At 65.1% G+C, this 19,580-nt stretch carries 23 protein-coding genes and 1 tRNA gene; 7 read left to right on the forward strand and 17 right to left on the reverse strand.

The features are described from left to right. Positions 1 to 129 precede the first annotated feature (129 nt). From pdxT to ACIA48_RS05665, 12 genes are all read right to left on the reverse strand, one after another. Positions 130 to 714, reverse strand: coding sequence for a pyridoxal 5'-phosphate synthase glutaminase subunit PdxT (pdxT, locus tag ACIA48_RS05610; protein ID WP_396728557.1), 585 nt, complete (start codon positions 712 to 714; stop codon positions 130 to 132). Beyond that, positions 711 to 1,547, reverse strand: a complete 837-nt coding sequence (gene tesB / locus ACIA48_RS05615; protein WP_396728559.1) for an acyl-CoA thioesterase II — start codon at positions 1,545 to 1,547, stop codon at positions 711 to 713. Before tesB ends, pdxT begins: the two co-directional genes overlap by 4 nt. A gap of 11 nt (positions 1,548 to 1,558) precedes the next feature. After that, positions 1,559 to 2,470, reverse strand: coding sequence for a pyridoxal 5'-phosphate synthase lyase subunit PdxS (pdxS, locus tag ACIA48_RS05620; protein ID WP_396728561.1), 912 nt, complete (start codon positions 2,468 to 2,470; stop codon positions 1,559 to 1,561). Between the two features lie 66 nt (positions 2,471 to 2,536). Further along, positions 2,537 to 3,580, reverse strand: a complete 1,044-nt coding sequence (locus ACIA48_RS05625; protein ID WP_396728563.1) for an NUDIX hydrolase — start codon at positions 3,578 to 3,580, stop codon at positions 2,537 to 2,539. Beyond that, positions 3,577 to 4,755 carry a glycosyltransferase family 4 protein gene (locus ACIA48_RS05630; RefSeq protein ID WP_396728565.1) on the reverse strand — a complete coding sequence of 393 codons (1,179 nt, stop codon included), beginning with the start codon at positions 4,753 to 4,755 and terminating at the stop codon, positions 3,577 to 3,579. The genes ACIA48_RS05625 and ACIA48_RS05630 overlap by 4 nt, the downstream gene beginning before the upstream one ends. Then, positions 4,755 to 5,693 (reverse strand): phosphatidylinositol mannoside acyltransferase, encoded by a 939-nt coding sequence (locus ACIA48_RS05635; protein WP_396728567.1) that lies wholly within the window; start codon positions 5,691 to 5,693, stop codon positions 4,755 to 4,757. The genes ACIA48_RS05630 and ACIA48_RS05635 overlap by 1 nt, the downstream gene beginning before the upstream one ends. After that, positions 5,690 to 6,388, reverse strand: a complete 699-nt coding sequence (pgsA, locus tag ACIA48_RS05640) for a phosphatidylinositol phosphate synthase (protein ID WP_396728569.1) — start codon at positions 6,386 to 6,388, stop codon at positions 5,690 to 5,692. The genes ACIA48_RS05635 and pgsA overlap by 4 nt, the downstream gene beginning before the upstream one ends. Then, positions 6,388 to 6,948, reverse strand: a complete 561-nt coding sequence (locus ACIA48_RS05645; RefSeq protein ID WP_396730631.1) for an HIT family protein — start codon at positions 6,946 to 6,948, stop codon at positions 6,388 to 6,390. Before ACIA48_RS05645 ends, pgsA begins: the two co-directional genes overlap by 1 nt. A gap of 14 nt (positions 6,949 to 6,962) precedes the next feature. Then, positions 6,963 to 9,017, reverse strand: a complete 2,055-nt coding sequence (gene thrS, locus ACIA48_RS05650) for a threonine--tRNA ligase (RefSeq protein WP_396728571.1) — start codon at positions 9,015 to 9,017, stop codon at positions 6,963 to 6,965. Between the two features lie 82 nt (positions 9,018 to 9,099). After that, complete coding sequence (locus ACIA48_RS05655) at positions 9,100 to 9,534, reverse strand: TIGR02611 family protein (RefSeq protein ID WP_396728573.1); 435 nt, start codon at positions 9,532 to 9,534, stop codon at positions 9,100 to 9,102. Continuing rightward, on the reverse strand, positions 9,531 to 10,160 hold the full coding sequence (locus ACIA48_RS05660) for a PaaI family thioesterase (protein ID WP_396728575.1): 630 nt from the start codon (positions 10,158 to 10,160) through the stop codon (positions 9,531 to 9,533). Before ACIA48_RS05660 ends, ACIA48_RS05655 begins: the two co-directional genes overlap by 4 nt. A 21-nt stretch (positions 10,161 to 10,181) precedes the next feature. Further along, a complete protein-coding gene (locus tag ACIA48_RS05665; protein WP_396728577.1) occupies positions 10,182 to 11,030 on the reverse strand; it encodes an aldo/keto reductase in 849 nt (282 codons plus the stop codon). Between the two features lie 72 nt (positions 11,031 to 11,102). On the opposite strand from ACIA48_RS05665, the gene ACIA48_RS05670 reads away from it, so the two are divergent. From ACIA48_RS05670 to ACIA48_RS05680, 3 genes are all read left to right on the forward strand, one after another. Further along, on the forward strand, positions 11,103 to 11,600 hold the full coding sequence (locus ACIA48_RS05670) for a DUF1990 domain-containing protein (RefSeq protein WP_396728579.1): 498 nt from the start codon (positions 11,103 to 11,105) through the stop codon (positions 11,598 to 11,600). Positions 11,601 to 11,684: 84 nt separating this feature from the next. Next, complete coding sequence (locus tag ACIA48_RS05675) at positions 11,685 to 12,392, forward strand: GAF and ANTAR domain-containing protein (RefSeq protein WP_396728581.1); 708 nt, start codon at positions 11,685 to 11,687, stop codon at positions 12,390 to 12,392. A 233-nt stretch (positions 12,393 to 12,625) separates the two neighbouring features. Beyond that, entirely contained in the window at positions 12,626 to 13,459 is an 834-nt protein-coding gene (locus ACIA48_RS05680; protein WP_396728583.1) for a L,D-transpeptidase family protein, read from the forward strand. Positions 13,460 to 13,740: 281 nt separating this feature from the next. Here the strand turns inward: ACIA48_RS05680 and ACIA48_RS05685 are convergent, their stop codons facing one another. Next, positions 13,741 to 14,205, reverse strand: a complete 465-nt coding sequence (locus ACIA48_RS05685) for a hypothetical protein (protein WP_396728585.1) — start codon at positions 14,203 to 14,205, stop codon at positions 13,741 to 13,743. Between the two features lie 362 nt (positions 14,206 to 14,567). On the opposite strand from ACIA48_RS05685, the gene ACIA48_RS05690 reads away from it, so the two are divergent. From ACIA48_RS05690 to ACIA48_RS05700, 3 genes are all read left to right on the forward strand, one after another. Continuing rightward, positions 14,568 to 14,978 carry a phage holin family protein gene (locus tag ACIA48_RS05690; RefSeq protein WP_396728587.1) on the forward strand — a complete coding sequence of 137 codons (411 nt, stop codon included), beginning with the start codon at positions 14,568 to 14,570 and terminating at the stop codon, positions 14,976 to 14,978. Beyond that, positions 14,965 to 15,267, forward strand: coding sequence for a DUF3618 domain-containing protein (locus tag ACIA48_RS05695; protein ID WP_396728589.1), 303 nt, complete (start codon positions 14,965 to 14,967; stop codon positions 15,265 to 15,267). The genes ACIA48_RS05690 and ACIA48_RS05695 overlap by 14 nt, the downstream gene beginning before the upstream one ends. A gap of 105 nt (positions 15,268 to 15,372) precedes the next feature. Beyond that, the gene (locus ACIA48_RS05700; protein WP_396728591.1) at positions 15,373 to 15,657 is read left to right on the forward strand and encodes a hypothetical protein; all 285 of its coding nucleotides are present in this window, start codon (positions 15,373 to 15,375) and stop codon (positions 15,655 to 15,657) included. A 29-nt stretch (positions 15,658 to 15,686) separates the two neighbouring features. Here ACIA48_RS05700 and ACIA48_RS05705 read toward each other — a convergent pair whose 3' ends face one another. From ACIA48_RS05705 to ACIA48_RS05720, 4 genes are all read right to left on the reverse strand, one after another. Then, a complete protein-coding gene (locus ACIA48_RS05705; protein ID WP_396728593.1) occupies positions 15,687 to 17,840 on the reverse strand; it encodes an acyltransferase family protein in 2,154 nt (717 codons plus the stop codon). Positions 17,841 to 17,962: 122 nt separating this feature from the next. Beyond that, positions 17,963 to 18,289 (reverse strand): hypothetical protein, encoded by a 327-nt coding sequence (locus ACIA48_RS05710; RefSeq protein ID WP_396728595.1) that lies wholly within the window; start codon positions 18,287 to 18,289, stop codon positions 17,963 to 17,965. Next, entirely contained in the window at positions 18,289 to 18,582 is a 294-nt protein-coding gene (locus tag ACIA48_RS05715) for a hypothetical protein (protein ID WP_396728597.1), read from the reverse strand. Before ACIA48_RS05715 ends, ACIA48_RS05710 begins: the two co-directional genes overlap by 1 nt. A gap of 71 nt (positions 18,583 to 18,653) precedes the next feature. After that, positions 18,654 to 18,725: transfer RNA gene (locus tag ACIA48_RS05720), tRNA-Val, on the reverse strand. A gap of 131 nt (positions 18,726 to 18,856) precedes the next feature. Here ACIA48_RS05720 and ACIA48_RS05725 point away from each other — a divergent pair. Beyond that, positions 18,857 to 19,396 (forward strand): DUF6636 domain-containing protein, encoded by a 540-nt coding sequence (locus tag ACIA48_RS05725; RefSeq protein WP_396728599.1) that lies wholly within the window; start codon positions 18,857 to 18,859, stop codon positions 19,394 to 19,396. The last annotated feature ends 184 nt before the right edge of the window (positions 19,397 to 19,580 follow it).

A 19,580-nucleotide genomic window follows, 5' to 3' on the forward strand; every position in this document is an offset into this window, starting at 1 on the left:
CACGCGGACATACCGCACCCGCGAGCCCAAACCGGCACCATAAGTGTCAGCGATGTCCCGAGACATAAGTGTCAGCGATGTCCCGAGACACCACAGAGCGCTGAGCGCTCCTGACCGTGCACAAATCGCTCAGAGAAGGTCGACGAAGAGTTTGTGGATGCGGCGGTCGCCGGTCATCTCGGGGTGAAACGACGTCGCGAGCATCTTGCCCTGACGCACCGCGACGATATGGCCGGCGGCCTTCCCCAGCACCTCGACATCCGGACCGACGCGTTCGACCCACGGCGCCCGAATGAAGACGGCGTGCACGGGCTTGTCGAGACCGGTGAATTCGATATCGTCCTCGAACGAATCCACCTGACGGCCAAAGGCATTGCGCCGCACCGTCATATCGATCGCCTTGAGCGGTGTGGCATCGCGACCGGCGGTGCCGGCATCCAGGATTTCGGTCGCGAGCAGAATCATGCCCGCGCACGACCCGTAAGCGGGCATCCCGTCGGCCAGCCTGGCGCGCAACGGTTCGAGCAACTCGAACTCCCGCAGAAGATGGCTCATCGTGGTCGACTCCCCGCCCGGGATCACGAGCGCGTCAACCGTTTCGAGTTCCCGCAGCCGTCGCACCGTCGACGCCTCGGCGCCCGCCTCACGCAACGCCGCAAGATGCTCACGAGTGTCGCCTTGAAGCGCCAGGACGCCGACGTGGGGGGCGCTCACGGCGTGAAGTCACGCTTGTAGCGGGTGAGACCCTCCTGCATCACCGCCGCCACCATCTCACCGTCTTGGTTGAAAATCTTGCCCTGACACAGCGAGCGGCCACCCGACGCGGACGGCGACGACTGGTCGTACAGCAGCCATTCGTCGGCCCGGAACTGCCGCATGAACCACATCGCGTGGTCGAGCGACGCGACCATCAGATGCCCCCGCTCGTCGGCGTGATTCACCTGCGCCGAGCCGAGCAGCGTGAGGTCGCTCATGTAAGCCAGTGCGCAGATATGCAACACGTAGTCGTTGGGCAGCGGATCGCGGTGGCGGAACCACACCTGCTGCTGCGACGCCTTGCCGGGCAGTCGCGTCAGCATCTCCTTCGGCACGATGCGCACGTCCCACTCGGCGAACTGCTTGAACCCCGCATCGTCGAACGCCTTGATGTCCGACAGGGCGGGCAGATCGTCAGGCGGCGCCGCCATGGGCACCGCGTCCTGATGCTCGATGCCGCTCTGGTCGGCCTGAAACGACGCCGACATCGAAAAGATGGTTTCGCCGTGCTGAATCGCGTTGACCCGACGCGTCACGAAGGAGCCGCCATCGCGCAACCGCTCGACGATGTACACCGTCGGCGCCGTCGCATCTCCGGGCCGCAGGAAATAACCGTGCAACGAATGCACCTGGAACTCGGGGTTGACCGTGCGGACGGCCGACACCAGCGACTGGCCGGCGACATGGCCACCGAACGTCCGCTGCAGAAATCCCGACTCGGGGCTCCACATGGTGCCGCGATAGATGTTGACCTCGAGCTGCTCGAGATCAAGGATCTGTTCGATCGACATACGTTAGATCTCTACCAGCCGCGTTCGGCGAGCCGGTGCGGGGCCGCGACATCCTCCACGTTGATACCGACCATGGCTTCGCCCAGCCCGCGCGACACCTTCGCCAGCACGTCCGGGTCGTCGTAGAAAGTGGTGGCCTTGACGATCGCCGCGGCGCGGCCGGCCGGATCGCCGGACTTGAAGATGCCCGATCCCACGAAAACGCCCTCGGCGCCAAGCTGCATCATCATCGCCGCATCGGCCGGGGTGGCGATGCCGCCCGCGGTGAACAACGTGACCGGCAGCTTGCCAGCCCGCGCCACCTCGACGACGAGATCATAGGGAGCCTGCAATTCCTTTGCGGCGACGAATAACTCGTCCTCGGACAGTGAAGTGAGACGACGGATCTCACCGCCGATCGACCGCATGTGGGTCGTCGCGTTGGACACGTCGCCGGTTCCTGCCTCACCCTTGGAGCGGATCATCGCCGCGCCCTCGGTGATGCGGCGCAATGCTTCACCCAGATTCGTCGCACCGCACACGAACGGCACGGTGAACTTCCACTTGTCAACGTGGTGGGTGTAGTCCGCAGGGGTGAGCACCTCGGATTCGTCGATGTAGTCGACGCCCAGGCTTTGCAGGATCTGCGCCTCGACGAAATGCCCGATGCGCACCTTCGCCATCACCGGGATCGTGACCGCTTCGATGATCCCCTCGATGAGATCGGGATCGCTCATCCGCGCGACGCCACCCTGGGCGCGAATGTCAGCGGGTACCCGCTCGAGCGCCATGACGGCCACGGCGCCGGCTCCCTCGGCTATCCGGGCCTGCTCGGGCGTGACGACGTCCATGATGACGCCACCCTTGAGCATCTCTGCCATGCCGCGCTTGACCCGGGCGGTTCCGGTCTGGGTCACCGACCCGTTCTTAGGTGCGGTATCCACGCTATCTCCTCCGAATTGCTACTAAATCCAGTCTAAGGGTGGTCGCAAATCCATTGAATCCGCAGATCAGCGGATCGATTGCAACTGCCGTTGCGCCATCTCAACCGGGTGATCGGCCAGGCTCGTCGCCTCGCCGAGAAGCTCGCCCAACTGCAACGGATAAACGGTCTCTCCCATCGCGACCAGCTCGGCGATCATTGTCTCATCGCACCACCGGTGGCCATGAATCGTGCGCCGCTCGAGGTCGTTATGCCCGCTCGTCGACGGTTCGAACCGGTCGGTCCGGTAGACGAAAAACCTCTCCTCGCTGCGGATGAGCACACCGTTGAACTCAAAGACCGCACCCCGGCGCCACACCGGTCCGATCAGATCGGCGGAGCTGACCCGCAGGCCCGTTTCCTCGGCGATCTCCCGCGCGGCGGCATCCGCGAGCGCCTCCCCCGGCTCGACGGCGCCGCCGACCGTGAACCACCAGATCGGGGCGTCGGCGACAGCGGGATCGGATCCGCGGAACAGCAGCACCGCTCCATCGCGGTCGAGCAATACAACGCGTGCCGAGACCCGCTCGCTGGCCGCCGGAGCCATCTCGTCTGACGTCGTCGCAGCGCCAAGCGCGCGCTCGGCGATCTCGAAATAGGTTGGTAACGCAGCAGTTCCGCCGAGCCGCAGTAGCCTCACCGCCGGCCGCTCGCGCAAGGCCAGGGTGTCGCGGACGGCATCGTTGTGAAATCGGCGGGCCAACAGCACCCGCGCCTCGGCATCGGCAAGCTCGGCGACCAGGGCGAGCGGCAGCGACGACGGCTCGACCATCGCCAGCGCTGCCGACAGTTCGTTCTCGGCAGCCTCGCGCCGCCGCCGCGGGGCCCGTTCGGCCGCGTCCGCCAGCGCCGCCAGCCGCTTACCCGCGGGCGCGCCCCCGTACGAATCGACCGCCACCGCCCGCGCCACTACAGCCCGGCGGGCCAGCGCGCCGTCGAGGGCCTGCCACGACAGGTCGTAACGCACGTGCAAGCGGTCCAGCCGGTTGGCGGTCTGGAATGCCCACACCCCAACCAGCAGCAGCGCTACGAGGAGCAGTCCGAGGGCGATCACGAGGATCCAGGTGGTCACTCAGATCCCCCGGCCCTACTCGAAACACGCCGACGGCGGTCAGCCGTGCCAGCGACCCGCACCTTCGTTCCCGAGCCCGCAACCGTCTCGTAGACGCGCATGATCTGGCCGGCCACCACCGACCAGTCGTAGCGTCGGACGGCCTTGGCCCCCGTTTCGACGAAACGCGCCCGGACAGCATCGTCCTCGAGCACCTCGATCAGGCCGTCGGCAAGCCCCGACGGGTCGTCGACGGGTACCAGCCGTCCCGCGGTGCCGTCCACCAACACCCGGCGGAACGCGTCGAGGTCGCTGGCGACCACCGGGCTGCCGGCGGCCATCGCCTCGACGAGCACGATGCCGAAGCTCTCACCGCCGGTGTTGGGCGCGCAGTACACGTCGGCACTGCGCAACGCCGACGCTTTCGCGGCGTCGTCGACCTGGCCGAGAAACCGCAGATGCTTCGCGAGCTTTCCGGCGGAGCGGCGCAGTTCCTCTTCATCGCCACGGCCGACGATCAGGACCTCGATGTCGCTGAACCGCTTGACGAGGCGCGGCAGGGCGCGCAGCAGCACGGACATGCCTTTGCGGGGTTCGTCGTACCGCCCCAGGAACAGGACCGACTTGCCCGCGCGCGGATAACCGTCCATCGGCGGCGCCGACGCGAACGCGCCGACGTCGACCCCGTTCGGTATTTCGACGGCGTCACTGCCGAGTGCTTCCATCTGCCAACGCCGCGCCAGGTCCGACACGGCGATGCGGCCGACGATCTTCTCGTGCATCGGTCGCAGGATCGGTTCGAACACGCTGAGCGTCAACGACTTGGTGGTCGAGGTGTGAAAGGTTGCGACGATCGGACCCTCGGCGATGTTCAGCGCCAGCATCGACAGGCTTGGCGCGTTGGGCTCGTGCAGGTGCAACACATCAAATTCGCCCTGCGCGAGCCACTTCTTGACCATGCGGTGCGTGGCGGGACCGAACCGCAGCCGCGCCACCGATCCGTTGTACGGGATCGGCACCGCCTTACCGCCCGACACCACGTAGTCGGGCAGTGAACCGTGTGCTTCCGAGGACGTGGGCGCCAGCACGCTGACGACGTGACCACGGTCGTGCATGACCTCGGCCAGCTGCAGCACGTGGGACTGCACCCCACCGTGCACGTCGAACGAGTAGGGGCAGACCATGCCGATGCGCATCAGGTGACCTCGAGTTTGGCGCGCCGCTCCTCGGACAGGTCGGCCAGCCACTGCGGCTGCATCATGTGCCAGTCGGCAGGATGCGCGGCGATGTTGCGCGCGAACCGGTTCGCCAACGCCTGCGTGACGGCGGTGACGTCGCCAGAGCTAGTGTCGAGCGGCTCCTGAAGGTCGATGATGCAGTCGTCGCCTTGGTAGTAGACGTGCGCCGGAATGAGATGGGCGCCGGTGGTGATCGCCAACTTGGCCGGCCCTGCGGGCAGGCGAGTCCGTTCGCCGAAGAAGTCGACCTCTACGCCAGACCGGGTGAGGTCGCGGTCGGACATCAGGCAAACCATCTTGTTCTCGCGTAACCGCTCGGTGAGCAGCTCGAACGGCGGACGCTCACCACCGGATGCCGGGAACACCTCGAACCCGAGGCTTTCCCGATACGCGATGAAGCGGTTGTACAACGATTCCGGCTTCAGCCGCTCGGCCACCGTGGAGAACGTGCCGTGCTTGTAGATGAGCCACACCCCGGCCATATCCCAGTTGCCGCTGTGCGGTAGCGCGATGATTCCGCCACGGCCGGCGTCCATCGCCGCCTGCGGCCGGTGGGTCCCGATGCTTATTTCGTCGAAACGCTGTCCGACCTTCTCGAGGTCCATCGTGGGCAGCCGGAACGCCTCCCGCCAGTACCGCGCATAGGAGGCAAGCGAGGCACGCATGAGCCCGTCGGGCACACGCTCGGGCGGGACACCGAGCACGCGGGCCAGGTTCTTGCGTAACTGCTCGGGTCCCCCACCGCGCGCGGCGTAGTGCGCACCGGCGCCGAAGGCGTTGCGCGCCAGAACTTCTGGCATCGCACGGACAACTCGCCAGCCCGCGGCGTATCCCCAGTCGGCGAACCTGCCGCTCAGCGAGTCGCCCGACGTCAGATCCCGCAGGGGTGCCGTCATGACTCGTCCCCCGGCCCACCGGCCGGCTGGTGTCCCGTGGTCTCCGGTTCTTCGCCGGTGCTATCGGGCTTCGTCAGCCGGTCCATCGCCCCGGGTGAAGTCCGCACACTGTGCACGCGCTGACCGAGGGTGACGAGGCTGAGCACCGCGAGCAGCCACATCGCCACATGCAAGAGCCACGGAATGCCGAACAGGCCCGAGAGCCCCGCTCCAAGCAACACGATGATCAGCCGTTCGGGCCGCTCGATCATGCCGCCCTCGGCGGACAGCCCGCTGGCCTCGGCGCGGGCCTTGATGTACGAGATCACCTGCGACGTCACCAGGCAGATCAACGTGGCGACCACGAGCGACGTGCTCTGCATACCGAATGCAGCCCACCACAGCAGTCCGCAGAAGATCGCTCCGTCGCCGATCCGATCGCAGGTGGCGTCGAGGACCGCGCCGAACCGTGTGCCACCGCCGAGCTGACGGGCCATGGCGCCGTCGAGCATGTCGGCGAGGACGAAGATCCAGACGGTGAAGCCGCCCCACCACAGCTGGCCGATGGGAAACAGCGTGAGCGCGCCGACCACGGTGCCCGCGGTGCCAAGGATGGTGATGCTGTCGGGTGTGAGCCCCATCCGTAGCGCAGCTTTGGCGGTGGGCCGAGAGAGCTTCTCGTACGCCGCACGCGTCATCAGGTACAGATTGCTCACTACTGTTTCGCCCACTCTGTCGCCAGCAGGTCACGCGTCTCGCTCAGCAGCTGAGGAACGACCTTCACTCCGCCGATGATGGTGATGAAGTTCGCGTCCCCGATCCAGCGCGGCACGACATGCATGTGCAGATGCTCGGCCAGTGACCCGCCCGACACCTTGCCGAGGTTCAGCCCGACGTTGAATCCCATCGGGCTGGACACACTCTTGATGACACGAATCGCCTTCTGGGTGAACGACATCAGCTCGGCGCTCTCTGCATCGGTGAGGTCTTCGAGTTCAGACACCCGGCGATACGGGACAACCATGAGATGTCCCGGGTTGTACGGGTACAGATTCAGCACGACGTAGACCAACTCGCCGCGTGCCACCATCAGACCGTCCTCGTCGGCCATCTTCGGGATGTCGGTGAACGGCTCGGACGGCTCGGAACTGTTCCGCCGAAACGGTGACTCGGCGATGTAGGTCATCCGGTGCGGGGTCCACAGCCGTTGCAGATGATCGGGCTCGCCGACGCCGTGGTCGACGATGCTGTGCTCGTCGTCCCGCTCTTCGTGCAGACGCTCCTCAGGTGTCACGGCTGAGCGTCCACCTTGACCAGTTCAGCTGTCGGAACGGCGTTTTCCCGACTCTCGATCCACTTGGCGATGGCCGCCACCGCTTCGTCACGTGGCACGCCGTTGATCTGGGTGCGGTCACCGAAGCGGAAACTGACCGCGTCGGCTTCGATGTCACGATCACCGGCCACGAGCATGAACGGCACCTTCTGGTTCGTGTGGTTCACGATTTTCTTGGCCATCCGGTCGTCGCTGGCGTCGACCTCGGCCCGGATGCCGGCCATCTTCATCTGATTGGCGAGGCCGTTGAGGTATGGAATGTGATCATCGGCGACGGGGATGCCGACCACCTGCACCGGAGCCAGCCATGCCGGGAACGCACCGGCGTAATGCTCGGTGAGCACGCCGAAGAACCGCTCGATCGACCCGAACAGTGCACGGTGGATCAGCACAGGGCGCTTGCGGGTGCCGTCGGCGGCGGTGTACTCCAGCTCGAAGCGGTCGGGCATGTTGAAGTCGAGCTGGATGGTCGACATCTGCCAGCTACGGCCCAGCGCGTCCTTGACCTGAACGGAGATCTTCGGGCCGTAGAACGCCGCACCACCGGGATCGGGCACCAGGTGCAGACCGGAGGCCTCGGCGACCTCACGCAGCGTGTCGGTGGCCTCGTCCCAGTCTTCGTCGGAGCCGACGTACTTCTCGGGGTCCTTGGTCGAGAGCTCGAGGTAGAAGTCGTTCAAGCCGTAGTCGGCCAACAAGTCGAGCACGAACCGCAGCAGCGATGCCAGCTCGTCGCGCATCTGTTCGCGGGTGGTGTAGATGTGCGCGTCGTCCTGGGTCATGCCGCGCACCCGGGTGAGGCCGTGCACCACACCGGACTTCTCGTAGCGGTAGACGGAGCCGAACTCGAAGAGCCGCAACGGAAGTTCGCGATAGGACCGCCCGCGCGACCTGAAGATCAGGTGGTGCATCGGGCAGTTCATCGGCTTGAGGTAGTAGTCCTGCCCCGGCTTGCGCAAGGTGCCGTCCTCGTCGAACTCGGCGTCCATGTGCATCGGCGGGTACATGCCGTCGGCGTACCACTCCAGGTGTCCCGACGTGATGTAGAGCTGTTCCTTGGTGATGTGCGGAGTGTTGACGAATTCGTAGCCGGCCTCGATGTGTTTGCGGCGCGAGTATTCCTCGAGTTCGCGCCGGATGATGCCGCCCTTGGGGTGGAAAACCGCCAGTCCGGAACCGATTTCGTCGGGGAAGCTGAACAGGTCCAGCTCCGCGCCGAGCTTGCGGTGATCTCGACGCTGCGCCTCTTCGATGAATTCGAGGTGGCGATCGAGGGCGTCCTGCGACTCCCAGGCCGTGCCGTAGATCCGTTGCAGGCTCGCGTTGTTCTGATTCCCCCGCCAGTACGCGGCCGAACTACGGGTGAGCTTGAACGCCGGGATGTAGCGCGTCGTCGGGATGTGCGGACCCCGGCACAGATCTCCCCATTCCCGTTCGCGGGTGCGGGGATTGAGGTTGTCGTAGGCGGTCAGCTCGTCGCCACCGACCTCCATCACGTCGGGATCGCCGGACTTGTCCTCGATGAGTTCCAGTTTGTACGGCTCGTTGGCAAGTTCTTCGCGCGCTTGGTCTTTGGACTCGTAGACGCGACGCGAAAACAGCTGACCTTCTTTGACGATCTGGCGCATGCGCTTCTCGAGCGCTTCGAGATCTTCGGGAGTGAAGGCGCGCGGTACGTCGAAGTCGTAGTAGAAGCCGTCCGTCACGGGCGGTCCGATGCCGAGCTTGGCCTCGGGGAAGATCTCCTGCACGGCCTGCGCCAGCACGTGCGCGGCGGAGTGGCGGATGACGCTGCGGCCATCATCCGTGTCGGCGGCCACCGGGATGACTTCGACGTCGGCGTCGGGAGTCCACGACAGGTCGCGTAGACGCCCCTCGGGATCGCGGACTACCACGACTGCGGCCGGATCGCCGCGACCCGGCAGGTCCGCGTCTCGCACCGCCGCACCCGCGGTGGTCCCGGCAGCGACCCGGATAGGGGCTGCTGGGGCGGGGCTGACGGGGGCGCTCATCGGGGTGTCTCCAAAATGTGTCGTGGGTGTCGGGGGGTGTCGAAGGTGTTGTCGAACGCGACCATGCTATCGGGGTGGGGGCTCAAGACCCCAAGCCAAGAGGACTGTTCAGCCAGGGCCAATCGAAGCCGAAGAGTTCAGCAGTCCAGTCCGCCGCACCGAGCAGCCACAGGGTTCCCGCGACCACCAGCGCCGTGAAGATGCCGCCGAGGACCTGGATGGACCAATGTCGTGCGTGGAACCACTCCATCACCTTGTCGTAGCGCTCCTTGGCGTACGCCAGCAGCCGTCGCGCCCAGTCGAACTCGGTCGCCAGGATGCCCAGTCCGATGAACAGGATCGCCCAGCCAGGCCCCGGGTACGGGATGGCGACGATGCCCACGATGAAGACCGCCAAACCGACGATCCCGACCCCGATCCGGTATACGAAATCGATTTTGGGACGGTCGCGCAGCTTGTCACGCCAGCGGGCCCATCGGCGGGCACGGCCGGACCGTTCTTGTTCGTCCTGCTTCACGGTTGGCCCGGTTTCAGCTTCACGAACAGCGCATGCGATTCAGCGAGCACGTCGTCCCCGTCGAGCAGCCGGCCCGACACGAAAATCTTGCGGTCCACGATGTCGTCGATACGGGCGTCGACCTGGAACTCCTTCTCGACGAGCGCGATCTTGCGGTAGTCGACGTGCAGGAACGCAGTGCGCTGAGCGCGACTGCCGCTGAGGGTGAACGCGGCGTATCCCAGCAGTCCGTCGAAAAGCTGCGCCACCGCACCACCGTGCGCCGCGCCGTTGCGGCCGAGGTGGAAGCGGCGGAACTTCGCCGTGCCCTCGATGCGCCCATCGTCCGTCTTGTGCAGGTCCAGCGGGATGGCGAGCAGGTTGCCGCGGTTCGGCAGGTCCATGCGGCGTCCCGACGGGGAGGCCCACTCGTCGGCGTAATACGGCGCAAGCAGTTCGGTGACCTTCTCGACCAGGGCGGCGGCCTCGGTGATCACGTCGTCGGGCGCGTCGGCGGCGCGGGTGTGATCCTGCAGGGTGCGGACGGCGTCGACGAACCGGCCGTAGTCGGGTCCACCCTTGGTGGTCGGGACCGGCGGGTTGAATCCGCCGCCGGGGTGCTCACCCGAGGTTTGTTCGGTCGTCACACGACCACCGTATTGCCTGGCTCAGGAGGCGGCAGACCCGGCTTTGCTGAGCGTCTCGAACTCGTCGTCGGACAACTCGATACCCGAGGCCGCGACGTTCTCCTCGAGATGGGCGACCTTGGACGTGCCGGGAATCGGCAGCATCACCGGCGACCGCTTGAGCAGCCAGGCCAGCGCCAGTTGCGACGCCGATGCGTCGTGGTCGGCCGCGATGCGCTGGAGCGGACCGTCGGACGCGGCCAGCGGTCCGGCGGCTAGCGGGAACCACGGGATGAATCCGATGTCCTGGGACTCGCAGGCCTCCAACACCGGTTCCGCGGAGCGGACCGAGAGGTTGTACATGTTCTGCACCGACACGATCGTCGCGACCTTCTGGGCAGCCTCGAGCTGGTCGACGTCCACCTCGGACAGCCCGATGTGGCGGATCTTGCCCTCCTGCTGCAGCTTCACCAGCTCCCCAACCTGGTCCTCAGCGGGGAACTTCGTGTCGATGCGGTGCAGCTGGAACAGGTCGATGGTGTCGACCCCTAGCCGACGCAGGCTCATCTCGCATTCTTGACGCAGGTAGGCCGGAAACCCGAGGGGTGTCCACGCGTCGGGACCGGTGCGCAGCAGGCCGGCCTTGGTCGCGACCACGAGCCCGTCCGGATATGGGTGCAACGCTTCTTTGATCAGCTCCTCGGACACGTACGGGCCATAGGAATCGGCGGTGTCGATGAAGTCGACGCCGAGCTCGACGAGGCGGCGCAGCACGCGCACACACTCGTCGTGGTCGGTCGGCGGGCCCCAGACGCCCTTGCCCGTCAGGCGCATCGCGCCAAATCCGAGACGGTTCACGCTGAGGTCTCCGCCGATGGTGAGGGTGGTCATGGGTCGCACCGTACGCCGAGATTGTTAAACCCCAGCTACGCGTGGGCCCTGGGCCCGATAGCGTCTGCCGCAATGAAACTGAGCGATCTTGGCGCGTTGCCGTTGACCTATTCAGAAGTCGGGGCCACCGCGGGAACACTGCCGACCGGATACCACCACGTGCAGAAGACGGCGGTGATCGGCCAGGGTCGGCAACGCTTCGAGGACGCCGCCGCTGCGGGGATGCGGTGGGGCATGCTGCGCGGCGCCGGCGTCAAGGTTCAGGCGACGACGGACGTCGCAGCTGTGGGCTCGGACGTGATCGTGAATCTCGGCCCGGTGCAGGCGCCGTGCCGGGTGGTGTACGTCGTCGACGAGCCCGATCGTCGCGGGTTTGCGTATGGCACGTTGCCCGGCCATGCCGAGTCCGGCGAGGAGCTGTTCCTCGTACGCTACGACCCGGCCACCGAAGACGTGTTCGCCGTGGTGACGGCGTTTTCGCGGCACGCCACGTGGTGGAGCCGGCTGGGATCGCCGGTTACGTCGCTGGTGCAGCGGATAGTCACTGCGCGTTATCTGAACGCCCTCTAGCGCTCAACCGGTTAGTCTGTCGTCTGGCGCGGTCACCGCGCGTAGCCTGGTATAGCCCTAATCAAGTCATTCGGATGGTGACCGGTGAACAACCCAACTGAGCTAGACGCCACCCACCTGCGCATTGCCGAGCTCGTTCAGAATTTGCACGGCCGTCCCGACACCGACGCCGATACCGTGATCGCCGAGCTGGCAGAGCACGCCGCCGTGGAGATTCCGGGTGCCCAATACGCCGGCATCACGCTCACGCGCAATGGCAAGCACATCGAGACGCCGGCCGCGACGCACTTTTACCCGATGCTGCTGGACAAGATTCAGCAGCGCCACCTGCAGGGCCCATGCCTTACCGCGGCATGGGAGGAGAAGACGATCCACGTTGCCAATCTGGAGACTGACGACCGCTTCCCGCTGTATCGGCAGGACGCGCTGGCCGAGACGCCGATCCGGACGATCATGGCCTTCCAGTTGTTCATCGCCGGCGAGACGATAGGCGCACTCAACGTCTACGCCGAGGAACCCAACGTGTTCGGGGATGAGTCGAGGAACATCGGTCTAGTCTTCGCCGCACATTCCTCGGTGGCGTGGAATTCGGCGCGTCGCGACGAGCAGTTCAGGAACGCCTTGGCCAGCCGCGACATGATCGGCCAGGCCAAGGGAAAGATCATGGAGCGCTACGGCGTGGACGCGGTGCAGGCATTCGAGCTGTTGCGCAAGCTATCGCAGGATTCCAACGTACCGCTGATCAAGGTGGCGACAGAACTCGTCGCCGACACTTCGGCGCCTGCCGAATAGCGTCGCAATAGCGTCTCGGTAACATCGCAATACAGTCTCGGGCCGTAACAGGCCTGAGACTTCTTGTGCGACATAGCGATCAAACACCGAGTTGTTTGCCGAATTCGCACGCCGTTGCCTAAGCGTGACGAACCCTTGACCGAATTGCGAATGCTCGCTTGGCCGTCGAAACGTGTTGGCAGCCCTACGATCTCTAATTGACAAGGTTGTAATTTCAGAAGGAACTGGAAGCCATGCGTGGGGTTGTTCGGTGTGTTCTTGCGGCAATCGTGACGGCTGCGAGCGTAGTTGCGGGCCCGGCCGCCTCCAGCTCGGCGGCGGGCCAGTCGTATCGTCCCGCTATCACTTCGGTGCTGCCGGCAGAGGGTGCGGTCGTGGGTGTGGCACACCCCGCAGTGGTGACATTCGCAACCCCGGTGACCGACCGGCGCGCCGCTGAGCGCGCACTCAACATCAGGTCGGTTCCTGCAATGAGCGGCAAGTACGAATGGCTCGAAAATACTGTGGTGCAGTGGGTTCCAGACCAGTTCTGGCCCGCGCACAGCGCGGTTTCGCTGTCCATGCGCGGCGGCCTTGCCACCACGAACTTCACGACGGGGCCCGCCGTCATCGGCGTCGCGAACATCTCGGACCACACGTTCACCGTCACGGTCGACGGTGTCGAAGCACCTCAACTGCCGTCGCCCCACCACCGGCCCCGGTGGGGAGAACCGGGCGTGTTCCCCGCCTCGATGGGTCGAGAGAAGTATCCGACGCCGGTCGGCACCTATACCGTGTTGGGCAAGGAACGCGACGTGATGATGGACTCAAGCAGCGTCGGCATTCCCGTGGATTCCCCCGACGGCTACCTGTTGGACGTGGAATACGCGGTTCGTTTCACTCAGCGCGGCCTTTTCGTGCACTCCGCTCCGTGGGCAGTCAACTCCATGGGCTACGAGAACGTCAGCCATGGCTGCATCGGGCTCAGCAGCGAGGACGCCGAGTGGTACTGGAACACGGTCAACGTCGGCGACCCGATCATCGTGCGCGAGAACAGTATCGAAGTCCCCCGCACCGTAACCGGCTAACGCTGCTCCGTCAGTGCGGCTGCCGTCCGGCTACTACCTCGAAGGCCAGCGAGCCCGCCTTATCTACTCCATGAGTGCTGCACCGCGATAGCTCTTCGTGTTATCGCGCGATGCGCCCGAGACTGCGGAGAGATCGCGAAAACCCGCGCGACTGCGATCTGTTAGCAGTCTCGGCGTAAATCCGGTGACTCAATGTCGTTGGTCGACAACGTATCCAGCGAGCACGAAAGACAACGACCCGCCCCCACTCGGTGAGGACGGGTCGTCGCGGAGGAACTGTGTCAGTGCCCGCTAGGGCCGGGCGCAATCGGCTGACCGGCGACCGGCGCCCCGGCTGGTGCAGGACCGGTCGAATCACCCTTACCGCCAGCTGCGCCACCCATGGTGGTGATCGGTGCCAGTGGGGCACCCGCCGCAATCGGTGCAAGCGGCGCACCGATCGGAACAACAGGCACCGGTGGAACCAACGGGGGAACCAGCGGCGGCGGAACGACCGGCGGAACCAGTGGAGGGGGCACGATCGGCGGTGCCAGTGGCGGCCCCGGCAGGGCCATTGGAACGCCCGCCATCTCGGTGACTGGAGCGCATGCGGGCGCGGGCGCGCCAGCCGGGCCAGCCTGACCGGCGGACGTCTGGAGGCATTCGTAGCCTCCAGCTCCAGCAATGCCGGGGCTCAAAGCTATGGCAACACCGCACAACCCCCCGACAGCAAATACTTTGAGGTCGAATCGATCAAAGATCGCCATCGCCCATCGACTCCTTAATTCGCGCTCTGACATTCCTCGTTCACGTGGCGCGGCATGACCATGCCGTACCAGGGCCGCCGCTGGACGACCTCGTCAATTATGTGTGCGAATTACATCCATGGGACACGCCGCACCGCACCGTATCCAAATGGTGACCCTGGGCTTCCAAACGGTGATGTTGGGCGCCACTTTTCATTGAAGTTGCTGTGCGAGTGGGTGTTTCATCACCGGGATCGATACCCTTCGGTAATCGATCTGTGCCCGAAAAGTGTCCCACGGACGCCCGAAGGCCGGTATGAGTTTCAATCCCACGAACGCGGGCATCACTGGTGGAGAGAAGCGTTGAGTTAGGGGCTGGAACCATGACTGTTGAATCCAAACCCACCGCGGATGCGTCGATCGGTGAGCTATTGAGTCAGCTGTCGACGCAGACATCGCGGCTAGTTCGCGACGAACTGCGTTTGGCGCAGAAGGAGTTTCAACAATCGGCCAAGCACGCGGGCATCGGCGCCGGCCTGTTCAGCATCGCCGGGGTACTGGCCTTTGTGGGATTCGTGACCTTGGTCGGCGCCGCGGTGGCGGCATTGTCGCTGGTACTTCCCGTGTGGGCAGCCGCAATCGTGGTCGCGGTCGTGCTGTTTCTCGCCGCGGGTGTCGCCGGTCTGATTGGCCGACGTCAGACGGAAGAAATAACTCCGGCGGCGCCGCGAACTGTCGAAACGGTGAAAGCCGACATCGAAGAAGTGAAGGAAGCGCGCCATGGCAGCACCTAACCCCAACCGACCCGAGCCGGGCCCCGACGCAAGCATCAGCGACATCGAGGCCGACGTCGAGCAGACGCGAAATGAACTCGGACAGACCGTCGAAGCCCTTGCCGACAAGCTGGACGTCAAAGCACGCGCCAAAGACAAGGTGGCAGAGACCAAGGAACAGGTGGTCGACAAAGCCGACTCGCTCAGGCATACCGCCACGGACAATCCGAAGCAGACGGTGCCAATCGCCGCGATCGCACTCATCGGCGCGATCGCGCTGGGAGTCATGGTGTGGCGTCGACGCCACTGAAGTCTGGCGCACCGACGATCTTGTGACCGTTAGAGCGGCTACGGGTTTCGATTCGGCGAACTGTGTGAATAACGGCGGTGCCCGTTCTACCCGAGAGGACCCCAGATGAATCGACTTGTCTACCCCCTTCTCGCGGCATCGGCGGCGGCAGTCGTCGTCAGCGGATGCTCGGCTTCCGAAATCGTCAACACCGGCGGCGACACGAAGTGCAAAGACTTCCTCACCCAGGACGAAAAGAAGCAGAACGACGAAGTCAGCAAGATGCTGAAGGACAGCAGCGGCAAGGATCCGACGAATCTGGAAATCACCGCCACGAAGACCTCGGTCACGTTGTACTGCCAGGCTCTCGGCAAGGAAGACACCAAGATCTCCGAGGCGCCGCACGGCTGAGCCGCACGCAATCCGTCGTGTAAATCCGGTCAGCTGTGGGCGAATGCCCGGTCAGCCAATGCGCCGATGACCGGTGCGAGTACGCCACTGTATTCCAGCGTCAAGTGACTCTCGTCCAAGTACACCAGGGTGTTGCCCACGATGGCTGGGCAGCGGGCATCGGTGCAGAACAGGTGTGTGAGGTCGGCGTACTCTCCCCCGCCGGTTTCAACGGCGGCGGTTTCCGCCGCGATACCGGTGGCGTCGACCGCCGTCGATCGTGGGGACGAACAGGCCAACGCGTCATCGAGATGGGCGGACACGCAAACCGGTACGTCTGAGCCCGGATCGGGGATCGGCCCGAGCACAAGCACCTGCGCGGCGATGCCGCGAAGCTCCCGCGTCAGGCGGGTCAGGCGGTCGATCCATGCGGGGCTGTAGGACGGGTAACCGCTGTCGGCGCCGTACTGGCGGGAGATGCTGAGCACGATCAGGCGCGGGCGTTCGGTTCGAAGTCGGTCGATGATCTGACCGCGCCACTGCTCGCACTCGGTGTACTCCCGGCCCAGAAGGGACTCGATGATCGGCAGGTCCAGCAGCGGGCAGCCTGCCTTCGTCAGGGTTGTCAACCGCCAGTGCCGTTGCTCGGCTAGCTGCGCAAACGCCGGGGCCCACATCGCCGCATTCGAGTCGCCGAGCAAGGTGACGGATATCGTCGATGCGGTATCGCCCGACACGCACTCGGGATGTCCGACCTCGCGAATCAGCCGCATACAGCCGTCGAGGAGGAAGTCTTCTTCTTCAGCTTTGACGTCGGCGAGCGGCGGATCGAGGTTCGACGGGACGGCCTCTGAGTCGACAGAGGTAGCGACGGCGGCCTGCACCTGCGCGAACGCCTGCTGCACTGCGGCGTCGTAGTCCGCACGGTTCCCACCCGGGGGCACCGGCGCAACCTCGACCGTCAACGTCGCGGCCGCCGGCCCGCGGCCCACCGGAGCAGGCGTGAACATCATCAGCGCCACGCTCACACAGACCGTGACCGCGGTAACCACCGCGCCGAGCGCAAGGCTGCGGGCAGGTGAGCCTTGAATTGCCGGGGCAAAACGCACCGGATTCTCGATGAACCGCAGTGTGAGCACCGCGAGGCCTATGGAGATGAGGACCGCGATCAATCTGCCGGGCAACCCCAGCTGATGGCCCACCGCCACGGGCGCGAGCACCAACACGGGCCAGTGCCACAGATACCAGGAGTACGAGATCCGTCCCACCGCGCGCATCGGCGCCAACGAGAGGACGCGCCCGACACCCCGGTCGGGTACCGCACAGCCCGCGCCGAGCACCAACACCGCGCCGAGTGTGGGAAACAATGCGGCGGTACCGGGATACAGAGTGTCGGGGTCCAGCAAGGTACAGGTCAGCAGGATCACCCCTAGACCCGCCCATCCCGCGATTGCCGCCAGCAACGGCGGAAGGTGGTGCCACTGGTCGGCTGTCAGTGCCACCACCCCGCCGAGCGCCAATTGCCAAGCGCGCGTAGGCATCATGAAGAACGCCGCCACCGGCTCCGCGTAAGTGAGCACGAACGACGCCGCGAAGGACGTCACCACGACCAAGAGAAGTATCAACAGATAGAACTTCTGCGAAGCCTCGAGATCGACACGCCGACGCTGGCGCCGGAGGAGCCATACCGCACCGATCATCAGGATCGGCCACACGAGATAGAACTGCTCCTCGACGGCGAGAGACCAGTAGTGCAGGAACGGCGACAACAGACCGAAGGGGGCGAAGTAGTCGGTCTGCGTCGCCGTGAACCATATGTTGCTGACGTACAGGGCGCTGGCCAAGCCGTCTTCGAAGACGGGTTCGACCTGCAGCGGCGGCAACAGGATAGCCGCGCTGATCATGGTCACGATGCCCACAAAGGCTGACGCTGGCAGCAGCCGTCGGGCCCGCGCCCCGTAGAACCGGCCCAGCCGGACGGTGCCGACGGTGTTCACTTCCCGCCAGAGCATTCCCGTGATCAGAAAGCCTGAGATGACGAAGAAGACATCCACGCCGACGAACCCGCCACCGAGCCCGGGAACCCCGGCATGAAACAGCACGACGGCGGATACCGCTATTGCACGCAAGCCCTCGATATCCGTACGAAATCGTTTGTGCGCCGGACGAACTCCTGCGTGGGGAGAGCCCTCGGTACCACTCACCAGATCTGAATCAGTGCCGTCGAACCGCTTAATCGCTCACCCCAGTTCTCCAGTCAGCGCAAGACCGAGCAAACGACCCAAACATAGCGGTCATTGACACAGCCGTCGCGCTACCGAGCCAATCAGTTGCGGTTGTAAGGAGGCAGGAATCCTTCGTAGGGATTCGGCGGGTCTTCGCGGCGGAGCCGACCGGCGAAGCTGTCGCTGTCATCCACAGTCTGGTCGAAGTCACCTTCGGGGTCGCGACGAGAGAACATCGTCTTGGCGCCAATCTTGGTGGCCCACAACGCGAGGAACACGCTCAGGACCGTCACGCCCAACCCCCACCACAGCATCCAGGCCGGCTGTTGCTTGTCTGCGAAGAGGTAGATGACGAGAAAGAAGGGGCCGATACCCAAGCACGTCAACGACTGCAGTTGGAGCTTGAGGTAGCGCAGGAAAGTCGACATCAACGCGGCTCCGGCACTTCGGCCTGCCAACGCGCGCGGCGGTGTTCGTCATCCTGGTCCCACCATGGCGGCGTGCCACGCTCCCCCAACGCGACCTTCGCGGCATGCACACCCGCCCGGGCCGTCGGCTCCTCCGGGGTCCCTTTGGTCCGGCGCACCTCGCGGCGCCACGCCATCAGAATCTGCACCAGCTCCGCCCGCCGCCTCTCGGGTATCAGCGGATCGGTAGCCCGCCACCGACGGCCGTTGACGATGATGTAGCGCCCGTCGTCGGTGACCGCCGATTCGCCCACCCGGCGATCGTATGCGTGCGACTTCCCATCGGCTTCGCGAATCGCGACTGAACACGCTGCAGGAATGCTTGTGGTCCCGACTGGGATCGAACCAGTGACCTTCCGCGTGTGAGGCGGACGCTCTCCCCCTGAGCTACGAGACCGGGGAGCTCGACCAAAGGGTCGAACGACGTCGAAGACTAGCACGGTAGCGGCTTCGGACCCGAATTCGTTTCCCGATGGGTGCCCTCGCATTTCGCATGTTCGGCAGTCCGCCCCGGGCTATCGTCACGCCGTGGCTCAACCAGGCATCCTTGCGGTCGCCGGCTCGGTCGCCGGCTCGGTCGCCGTCCTCGCCCTGTCCGCATGCACCAACTCCCCCGACGCTGCGTCGACGAGCGCCTCGTCGGCCGAGACCCAGGCGTCCGCCGCACAATCCCCGCCCGACACCTCGACGACGACGGCCGCACCACAACCGATGGACCGCGAGGTGTTTACCTACACCGGCTTCATCTCCCCGACGGGCAACGTCAGCTGCATGATCGACGTGGACCTGGCTCGCTGCGACATCATCGACCGCGACTGGTCTCCCCCGCCGCGTCCCGCGGACTGCGAGTTCGACTACGGCCACGGCATCCAGATCGTTCCCGGCGAAACTGCGTCCTTCGTGTGCGCCGGTGACACCGCCTTCGGTGCCGAAGATGTGCTGGCGTACGGCGACGCGATTACGGCGGGTCTGCTGCGCTGTGAAAGCGCAGAGGCGGGCATCACGTGCCGCGACACCGGCACCGGGCACGGGTTCACCCTCGCACGCGACGCCTATCAGGTGTTTTGACGCAGCGGCGATTTCAGTCGTCGCTCAGCCGCCGCCTCCCGACCACGCCTTCGGCGACACGGCGGTGAGCTCTCGATCTCCCGTGAGGCCTACCATCTCAGGTGACACAAACGGTGACGGAGCAAGGGATTTGTGGTGTCTTGCTCAGGTCGACTATTGTCGTCCTTCGCGACGGACGGCACGC

The sequence above is a fragment of the Mycobacterium sp. NPDC051804 genome, from assembly GCF_044452905.1.
GTDB lineage: Bacteria > Actinomycetota > Actinomycetes > Mycobacteriales > Mycobacteriaceae > Mycobacterium.

Excerpts from the sequence above, each read along its gene's own strand:
- tesB (WP_396728559.1), bottom strand. The coding sequence starts at position 1,547 with ATGTCGATCGAACAGATCCTTGATCTCGAGCAGCTCGAGGTCAACATC.
- ACIA48_RS05700 (WP_396728591.1), top strand. The coding sequence starts at position 15,373 with ATGAATCGACTTGTCTACCCCCTTCTCGCGGCATCGGCGGCGGCAGTC.
- ACIA48_RS05670 (WP_396728579.1), top strand. The coding sequence starts at position 11,103 with ATGAAACTGAGCGATCTTGGCGCGTTGCCGTTGACCTATTCAGAAGTC.
- ACIA48_RS05635 (WP_396728567.1), bottom strand. The coding sequence starts at position 5,693 with ATGACGGCACCCCTGCGGGATCTGACGTCGGGCGACTCGCTGAGCGGC.
- ACIA48_RS05710 (WP_396728595.1), bottom strand. The coding sequence starts at position 18,289 with ATGTCGACTTTCCTGCGCTACCTCAAGCTCCAACTGCAGTCGTTGACG.
- thrS (WP_396728571.1), bottom strand. The coding sequence starts at position 9,017 with ATGAGCGCCCCCGTCAGCCCCGCCCCAGCAGCCCCTATCCGGGTCGCT.
- ACIA48_RS05665 (WP_396728577.1), bottom strand. The coding sequence starts at position 11,030 with ATGACCACCCTCACCATCGGCGGAGACCTCAGCGTGAACCGTCTCGGA.
- ACIA48_RS05630 (WP_396728565.1), bottom strand. The coding sequence starts at position 4,755 with ATGCGCATCGGCATGGTCTGCCCCTACTCGTTCGACGTGCACGGTGGG.
- ACIA48_RS05685 (WP_396728585.1), bottom strand. The coding sequence starts at position 14,205 with ATGGCGATCTTTGATCGATTCGACCTCAAAGTATTTGCTGTCGGGGGG.
- ACIA48_RS05690 (WP_396728587.1), top strand. The coding sequence starts at position 14,568 with ATGACTGTTGAATCCAAACCCACCGCGGATGCGTCGATCGGTGAGCTA.
- ACIA48_RS05680 (WP_396728583.1), top strand. The coding sequence starts at position 12,626 with ATGCGTGGGGTTGTTCGGTGTGTTCTTGCGGCAATCGTGACGGCTGCG.
- ACIA48_RS05695 (WP_396728589.1), top strand. The coding sequence starts at position 14,965 with ATGGCAGCACCTAACCCCAACCGACCCGAGCCGGGCCCCGACGCAAGC.